Source organism: Thorsellia kenyensis (genome assembly GCF_042432445.1).
Lineage (GTDB): Bacteria > Pseudomonadota > Gammaproteobacteria > Enterobacterales > Thorselliaceae > Thorsellia > Thorsellia kenyensis.
In genome coordinates this window covers 1-942 of sequence record NZ_JBHLXE010000050.1, presented here as the reverse complement: position 1 = coordinate 942, position 942 = coordinate 1, and the positions used below count along the sequence as shown (strand labels likewise).

The following is a 942-nucleotide window of genomic DNA, read 5'->3' as shown; positions in this document are numbered from 1 at the left end:
TACAAGTTAAGAAAAGTGATCGGGATGAAATGAGAATAAGTGATCGGCATGAATGAGAATCAGTGACCGGAATGATGATAATACGCAGTTGCTTATATTCCCTGTTCAATTTATTAGGTATATTAGGTTTTTCAAAATCCTTTTCATATTGATGCCTTATCTTTGGCATCTTGGCAAAAATACCTGCTTTTTTCATGAGTGCTCTTGTTTTATGAATTCCTATTAGTATCCCTTGGTTATTCAAAGCTTGGCACATCCTTCGTTTACCATAAGTACTTACAGTGTCTTGGCTATCTCACCCATTTTCTCAATAATTGTTTCATTATCAAAACTATTACTTGGTTTATAATAATAGTAGGAGGAAATAGGTACGTCCAATAAATCGCAAATGCGTTGTATCTTTATATTTGGTTCGGCCTTGCTCAATTTATCAATCAGCGTAAGCCTGGATTGTCTTGTATGAACAAGGCTGTTGCCTTTTTTAATATACGGATATCCTCACGTGCTTCAGCAAGTTGTTTTTTAAGCTGATAAATTTCACGTTTATCCTCATTTAATGGGACTTTACCTTCAATAACTTGTCCCTCTTTTTCACTTAAATACTGTTTTTTCCACCTTAACACAGCGGTTTGACAAGCACCTGATATATCCATCACTTGTTTAACGGAATATCCATCTTCCACTATTAATTTAGCAAACTCATTCTTTTGCTGTGGGGTAAAGTTAACACGATTTTTTTTAGGTTCTGTCGTCATAATATAGTCTCCTATTTCTTGTTATTATAGATTAAAGATGATTACAGGAAAATCATACCACTATACATTACAGAAAAGCTTGACCACTATATTTTAAGTACGAATGATATTAATAATACACCATTTGTAAGTACTTAAGGTCATAAATTAATCAATTTGGGTTTATTTAGCTGTACAACCATATAAT

General features: G+C 33.0%; 2 protein-coding genes. Both read right to left on the bottom strand.

Annotation, left to right across the window (positions count from 1 at the left end):
* Positions 1-196 (bottom strand): hypothetical protein (locus ACFFIT_RS05135; RefSeq protein WP_385876581.1); only part of this gene is annotated, 196 nt, incomplete at its 3' end.
* Positions 197-434: 238 nt separating this feature from the next.
* Complete coding sequence (locus ACFFIT_RS05130) at positions 435-755, bottom strand: transposase (RefSeq protein WP_385876580.1); 321 nt, start codon at positions 753-755, stop codon at positions 435-437.
* Positions 756-942 lie beyond the last annotated feature (187 nt).